Here is a 6,194-nt window from a genome sequence, read left to right as displayed (position 1 = left end):
GGCCAGCGCCCCGCCGGAGCCACCGGCCAGCGTCCCGCCCAGGGCGCCCCTGGCCTGGTAAAACCGGCGCCGAAAGCGAAGGTGCGCCGCGCACGCCTCCTGGTCAGCAAGGTGGACCCCTGGTCAGTCCTCAAGATGGCCTTCCTGCTGTCAGTGGCGCTCGGCATCGTCACTGTGGTGGCCGCAATCGTTTTGTGGACAGTTCTGGACCTTACAGGCATCTTCAACCAAGTGGACAGCCTGTTGGGCACACTCGCCGGTTCCGAAGGCAGCGGATTCGAGCTCAAGAAGATCGCTTCGCTTGGCCAGGTAGCCTCGTTCGCCACCATCATTGCCGTTGTGAACGTTGTCCTGCTGACGGCACTGTCCATGCTGTCCGCGGTGCTCTATAACATTTCTGCAACATTGGTTGGCGGCGTTGGCGTCACCCTGACGGACGACTAGGAAAAATCCGCGGAAATCCGCCGTTTTCGACGGAAATCCATGGCGAAATTGCCTCGATTTGAGATCGGGCCGGGAAGTGCTGTACAGTCATATCTCGGCCCGATGAGGCATCGGGGCGTATAGCTCAGGCGGTTAGAGCGCTTCGCTGATAACGAAGAGGTCCCAGGTTCAAGTCCTGGTACGCCCACGGAACCAAAACAGGTTCAGGTAAAACTGAACCGGAATGAGGTACTTGTGAAGAAGTTGCTGGTAGTTGTGGCAGCCGCAATCGCAGGTGTCCTGGTTTATAAAAAGAACCAGGAATCCGTAGCCCGGAAAGATGTCTGGAGCAAGTCAACCGATACGGTTGATTAGCCGAAGAGCCCGGTTCCGAACTGGTAAAAGCCAGTCCGGAGATGGGGTATGATTGACGGGTTGCTTCTTATGGGGGCATGGCGCAATTGGTAGCGCACCTGCTTTGCAAGCAGGGGGTTCGGGGTTCGAGTCCCCGTGCCTCCACCATAAGAAAAGTCCCGGTCAGAAATGACCGGGACTTTTGCATTTAATACCCAAATCCGCGCGTAGCCACACGAGAACCTAACTGGCCGGAACCTGCTGAAGCGCTCGTTCCAGGAAACCCTTCAACTCGTTGTCGCCCAGCACAGGCACAACAACGCCCAAGTCAAGGGTGGGTTGTGTCTTGGCGGTAGCTGCCGTCAACGCGCTCTGCACATTCCTGCGGGCCTCAGCGGCGGTCTGGGTATCACCGCGTTTCGCGGCCTCCAGCATGTCCAGGGCCTCCTCCACACCCCGTCCGTAGCTTGCGGCTGCCGCGACCCACTGGGTAGCGTCCGTGGCGAACCCGGGCACTGCCATCCGGGGCAGGAGTTCCGGCAACCGCTGCAGCAGGCCGGCGCGGGCCTTCAGGTCTCCTGAAGGCGACCCCCCGGCGTCGTAATCTGCCCAGAACCGGTCAATGTCACGACGAAGCCCGGGAGCCGAGGGTGTGAGCTCATCGTCCTGCCAATCCTGATTCAGGTCCACGAATGCCCTCACTGCGGCATTGACCTCGGGATCGGGCCCGGCAAGCAAGGACAGGGCGGCACCCATTGAGGTGGCGGGATCGTAGGCTGGACCGTTCCATGTGAGATCGGCGTAATTGAAGATGGCCGGCAAGGACAGGTACGGCTCGATCATGGGGTTGGTGACGATGCCGTGGATCGACTGGTAGAGATTGGCGTCCCTGCCGATGACGGGGGCCAGGAACAGGTGGTCCTGGGAAAAATCATTGACAGGATAGTTGTCCCAGACGACAAGCGTTCGCGGAGAACTTGGGGTCCCGTAACTCCGGGCCGCGGTTTCAGCCGACTCCTGGGTGATGCGGTGGGAGACCACGTCTTCGCCGGTCCACTGCACCACGATTTCAGGGTTCAGGGCTTTGCCGAGCTCCCGCTTGTAAGGAGTGCTGGAGGATCCGTTGTAGAAGGTGGGGACCGTTTCGAGCGGGAGCACGCCCTCGCGTGCAGAGATGAACCGCTCATTCACGTCGTTCAGGAAAGAAGCTTGTGCTTTTGCCAGATTGGCCTGGCCGGAACCGAACTCCCGGAGGTCCTCGGCACACTGAACTTTCGTGGCGATGTCATCCAATGGGATCACGAACGAACGCACCCCCAGCGAATACAACGAGTCAAGCTTGGCTACGGCGTCGTCGAGGTCCGATGGCCGCGAATAGCAAACATCGATCCCCGGCGACAACGCGTAAGTGAACCGGATGTGATTGGTCGCTGCGGCATCGATCAGCTCCTGCAATTGCTGGAGTTCCTGGTTCGAGTAGAGGGCCCGCCACTTATCCCTGAGCAGGGGATCGTCCTTTGGCGAATAGATATAGGTGTTCATCTTCTGTCGCCCAGCGAAGGCGATAGCGTCCAGGCGGGCCTGATGGGACCACGGAGTACCGTAGAAGCCCTCGATGACGCCACGGGTCTCCATCAGCGGCCAGTCGCTGATGCGGACCGGAGATACGGAGCCGCCCTTGATCAGCTGGCGAAGGGTTTGGACGGCATGGAAGAGCCCGTCACCATCCTTTCCGGCGAGTACCGCCGTCGGAATTCCAGAAGACTGCCCGGTGGCAAGTGCGTAGCCTTCGGTTCTTCCCAGGGCGTCCTGAATCTCCGCGTCGCCGTCGATCCTCAAGGCTTTGAGGGCGGAAGCGGATGTTGCGGCGGTTCCCAAATAGACGGCTGAGGCGTCCTCGCGCGGGTTGTTCAGGGCTGCCACGGCTTCGCCGGTGCCTCCGGCTCCTGCTACCAGTTCCTGAAGGGCCGCGACAGACGCCTGATCCGTTCCCGAAGGTGCCACGATGTACACGTGGCCGTTCAAAGGAACTGGGCTTCCCGTGCCGGGCCGTGCGTGCTGGGGTACGGGAAAGACGCTGGGGACCTGCGGTCCCTGTCCGTCAGGCCCCCCGCGGCGGTCCCGCGAAACAACAAACCACCCTGCGACCACGAGGGCAGCCGTGAGCGCTCCGGCCACCACCAGGAGCAGGACTGACCGTCTCCGTTTGGTACCAGTGCCGACGGGTGTTCTGTTCAATCAGGTATCCCCTTGGGTATGCCGTCACCGGCTCACTGGAATGATGAGTCAAGACAATCACACTGTCCGCGCATCAGATAGGGGCAGTACCGCCCATCCACCACACTAGGGTTGGTCTGTGACCCTTCTCATCGCCACCCTCGGAGTTCTCGGCGTGGCCTCCTCCGGACCCCTCATCGCAGGCACGCTGGGCGCAACGTCCGTGACCGCATTGGCCATCGCCTTCTGGCGGAATGCGATCGGAGCCGTGGTGATGGCGGCACCCGTGGCCATACGGGAGCCGAAAGCCTTCGGCAGGATCACCCGGCGCGAATTCGGCTGGTCGGTGATGGCCGCCGTCGCATTGGCATTCCACTTCGCCTGCTTCATCACCGCACTTCAGCTGACGTCCGTTGCCGCTGCCACGGCGCTGGTCTGCCTGCAGTCGGCGTGGATCGCTGTTTTCCAGATGTTCCGCGGCACACGCCACCGCTGGCCTGTCCTGATTGGCCTTGGCATTGCGTTTGTGGGTGTTGTAGCCATCACGGGATTCGATATGGGTTCTTCCCCCGAAGCGCTCCTGGGCGATCTGTTGGCCGTAGCTGGCGGCGCCCTGGCCGGTCTCTACACCCTGGCGGGCGGAAAGGCCCGGCAGTCAATGGCAACGGGAACGTATACGACCCTCTGCTACGGCATGTGTGCGGCGCTGGTGGCTGTGTTGGCTTTGGTCAGCGGACAGCCCCTGTCCGGGTTCGACGCCGGCGGCTGGCTGGGCATTATCGCCATCACCGTCTGCGCGCAGTTGGTGGGGCACACGGCCTTCAACCACTTGCTGGCGACCATGAGTCCACTGCTCGTGTCCATGATCATCCTCCTGGAAATCCCGGGCGCGGCCATCCTGGCAGCCATCTTTCTTCACGAGACGTTGCCGGCCGGAACCTATGCAGGGTTGGGACTGATACTCGCCGGGCTGGCCGTCGTCGTAGCCGGGCAGAGACGCCGGTCGGGGTCTCACGGACCGGACGCTGACCGGAGGGAAGCCGAGCTGGGCACCGACTGAAGTACCGACGTCGTGCGGTTGACTGGTGCGCGCGGTCCCGACCGGGTTCCTAGGGTGGTGAGCGTCAGAGCCCGCCGCGGCGGGCGCCCTGTGCGGCATTGGCCGTGTGGATCGCCCGGAGCAGTTTGGCCGGGAAATACACGGAGAAGAACACCACCATGGGGGCCTTCAGTGCCATCTTCTTGACGTTGTGGGCCTTGTACGTCCGGTCGAAGCGCTGCACGTAGTAGCGATAGTCCCGCGGTGAGTCCTCCAGCCTGCGCGCGGACATTCCGGAGACCATCTGCGGCACGTACTGGACCTTGAGGTCGTGCTCGAAGAGGTGGAGCGAGAGGTCGATGTCCTCATGCATCTCGTCCTTTTCGTCCAGGCAGGCCTCATCGCGGATGGTTTCCCACGCGGTACGGCGAAGGGCCATGTTGGAGCCGAACAGGAAATGGTATTGGTGCTTTGCCAGGCGCAGCATGAGCTGTCGCATTTTGTCATCGGCCTTGAGACCGAATCGCCGCATCGGCATGTCGTAGTAGACAACCGGCCCAGTGGCGGCGGCGACGGATGGGTCCGTGAACGCCTTCTGCACCTGCTCAACCCAGTCCGGTTCAAGGACGGAGTCGGCGTCGATGCGGCCCACTACGTCCCCCGTGGCGTTGTTCAGGCCGTGGTTACGTGTTGGGATGAGGCCCTGGGCGGTTTCCTGCCGCAAGAGAATGATGGGGCTTTCCGGGTATTCCTGCTGCATCTGCCGCACGATCCTGGCAGTGCGGTCCGTGGACAGATTGTCCACCACGATGATCTCGTCTGCCGGCACGGACTGGTAGATGGCCGCGATGAGGCACTGGCGAATGACGCTTTCCTCGTTATACGCCGGGATGACAATGGAAACCCCCGGGGGTTCCGGGGCATCCTGTAAGGCACCCGCCAAGGGGCTATCGGCTGACATCTCCTCAAATCTAACACCCGCATCCTTGCCCCCGGCGGAGGCTTTGGTTACGGGCCGGCAAACACTGAAGGGACCCCGGCTGTTGCCGGAGCCCCTTCAATGGTGGAACGGTGCCTTATGTCAGCTATTGGTGCCCTTGGCGTCCGTTTCCGTGCCTTCGGTGTCCTTGTTCAGGCTCGCGGCGATGTTCTTGACGGCCGTCTTGGCATCGGTTGCCACCTTTGCGGAGGAATCCTCGACGTTCTTGAAGGCGTCCTTGGTTGCCTGCTCGGCCTCGGCTGTTGCATCTTCCGGCGTGACGTCCGTGGTGCTGGGTTCAGTCACTTCGGCTGCCGTAGCGGATGCAGCGGCGTCTGCCGGAGCTGGTGCGGGAGCGGCCGGGACCGGAGCCGGGGTTGGGGTGACCGGAGAAGGCGTCTTCCACGGGTCCTCAACAGGCTTGGAAGCCTTCCATGCGGCAACGCCGGCAGCAGCGGCCGCGGCGACGACAGTGAAGATCAGCCAGCCACGCTTTTTGGGCTTGGGTTCCTTGCCCAGCTTCGCGGAGACAGCCTTGGTGGCTTCATCCGCTGCTGCCTTGATCTGCTTGCCGGTAGCCTGGGCCTGCTCCTGGACACTGTGGACTACACCGGAATCAACAAGCTTCTGGGCAACCGCATCAACCTGGGCGGGTGCATTCTCCAGGACGTGGTGAACGGCTACGGAAGCCTGTCCCAGCTGTTCGGAGAGCTTGGGCAGGTATTCTTCCACCACTTTGTCCCGTGCAATCCCCAGAGCCGGAGTGGCCTTGTTGAGCGTCTCCTGGATCCTGGGTGTGGCATCCTCTACGGCGTCGTGGATCTTTGGCGCAAGGTGCGCCAGTCCATCCTGGATCCGCGGCGTAACCACTGCCACGCCGTCGGCGAGGTTGTGCGCGGCGGACTTCAGCCCCTCTTGGATCTTGGGGGAAGCGGTGTCAATGCCGTGCTGGATGCGCGGAACAGCCCAGTTGACAGCTGCTTCCACACGGGGCGCAGCCCAGTCGCGTGCGTTATCCACGCCAACCACAACGGATTGTTCGAGTTCGCGGGCAATACGGTCTGTTTTCTTCACAACTACCTCCCGATACACGTGCTCGTTTGTTGCTAGCCTACGTCGCTTGGGGAACACCGGCTATTCATCTGCCCGATTCGACCCGGATTTCACCGAGCGCGGAACCGG

6 protein-coding genes and 2 tRNA genes are annotated in these 6,194 nt (G+C 62.0%); 5 read left to right on the top strand and 3 right to left on the bottom strand.

What is annotated here, in order from left to right:
• The 4 genes from PJL15_RS11765 to PJL15_RS11750 all read left to right on the top strand — a co-directional run.
• Positions 1-444: DUF3566 domain-containing protein (locus PJL15_RS11765; RefSeq protein ID WP_281451323.1), on the top strand; the 444-nt coding region annotated here is incomplete at its 5' end.
• 113 nt (positions 445-557) lie between these two features.
• Positions 558-631: transfer RNA gene (locus PJL15_RS11760), tRNA-Ile, on the top strand.
• Between the two features lie 47 nt (positions 632-678).
• The gene (locus tag PJL15_RS11755) at positions 679-798 is read left to right on the top strand and encodes a DLW-39 family protein (protein ID WP_281451322.1); all 120 of its coding nucleotides are present in this window, start codon (positions 679-681) and stop codon (positions 796-798) included.
• Positions 799-869: 71 nt separating this feature from the next.
• Positions 870-945, top strand: a tRNA-Ala gene (locus PJL15_RS11750).
• A 75-nt stretch (positions 946-1,020) separates the two neighbouring features.
• On the opposite strand, the gene PJL15_RS11745 is transcribed toward PJL15_RS11750, so the two are convergent.
• The gene (locus PJL15_RS11745) at positions 1,021-3,015 is read right to left on the bottom strand and encodes a beta-N-acetylglucosaminidase domain-containing protein (RefSeq protein WP_281451321.1); all 1,995 of its coding nucleotides are present in this window, start codon (positions 3,013-3,015) and stop codon (positions 1,021-1,023) included.
• A gap of 118 nt (positions 3,016-3,133) precedes the next feature.
• On the opposite strand from PJL15_RS11745, the gene PJL15_RS11740 reads away from it, so the two are divergent.
• Positions 3,134-4,054, top strand: a complete 921-nt coding sequence (locus PJL15_RS11740) for a DMT family transporter (protein WP_281451320.1) — start codon at positions 3,134-3,136, stop codon at positions 4,052-4,054.
• A gap of 64 nt (positions 4,055-4,118) precedes the next feature.
• On the opposite strand, the gene PJL15_RS11735 is transcribed toward PJL15_RS11740, so the two are convergent.
• Positions 4,119-4,994 carry a glycosyltransferase gene (locus PJL15_RS11735; RefSeq protein ID WP_281451319.1) on the bottom strand — a complete coding sequence of 292 codons (876 nt, stop codon included), beginning with the start codon at positions 4,992-4,994 and terminating at the stop codon, positions 4,119-4,121.
• Positions 4,995-5,114: 120 nt separating this feature from the next.
• Positions 5,115-6,086, bottom strand: a complete 972-nt coding sequence (locus PJL15_RS11730) for a hypothetical protein (protein ID WP_281451318.1) — start codon at positions 6,084-6,086, stop codon at positions 5,115-5,117.
• Between the last annotated feature and the right edge of the window lie 108 nt (positions 6,087-6,194).

The organism is Paenarthrobacter nitroguajacolicus (assembly GCF_029952445.1).
Taxonomy (GTDB): Bacteria; Actinomycetota; Actinomycetes; order Actinomycetales; family Micrococcaceae; genus Arthrobacter; species Arthrobacter nitroguajacolicus_B.
The sequence above is the reverse complement of the archived record's forward strand: the minus strand, read 5'-3'. Positions and strand labels throughout refer to the sequence as shown.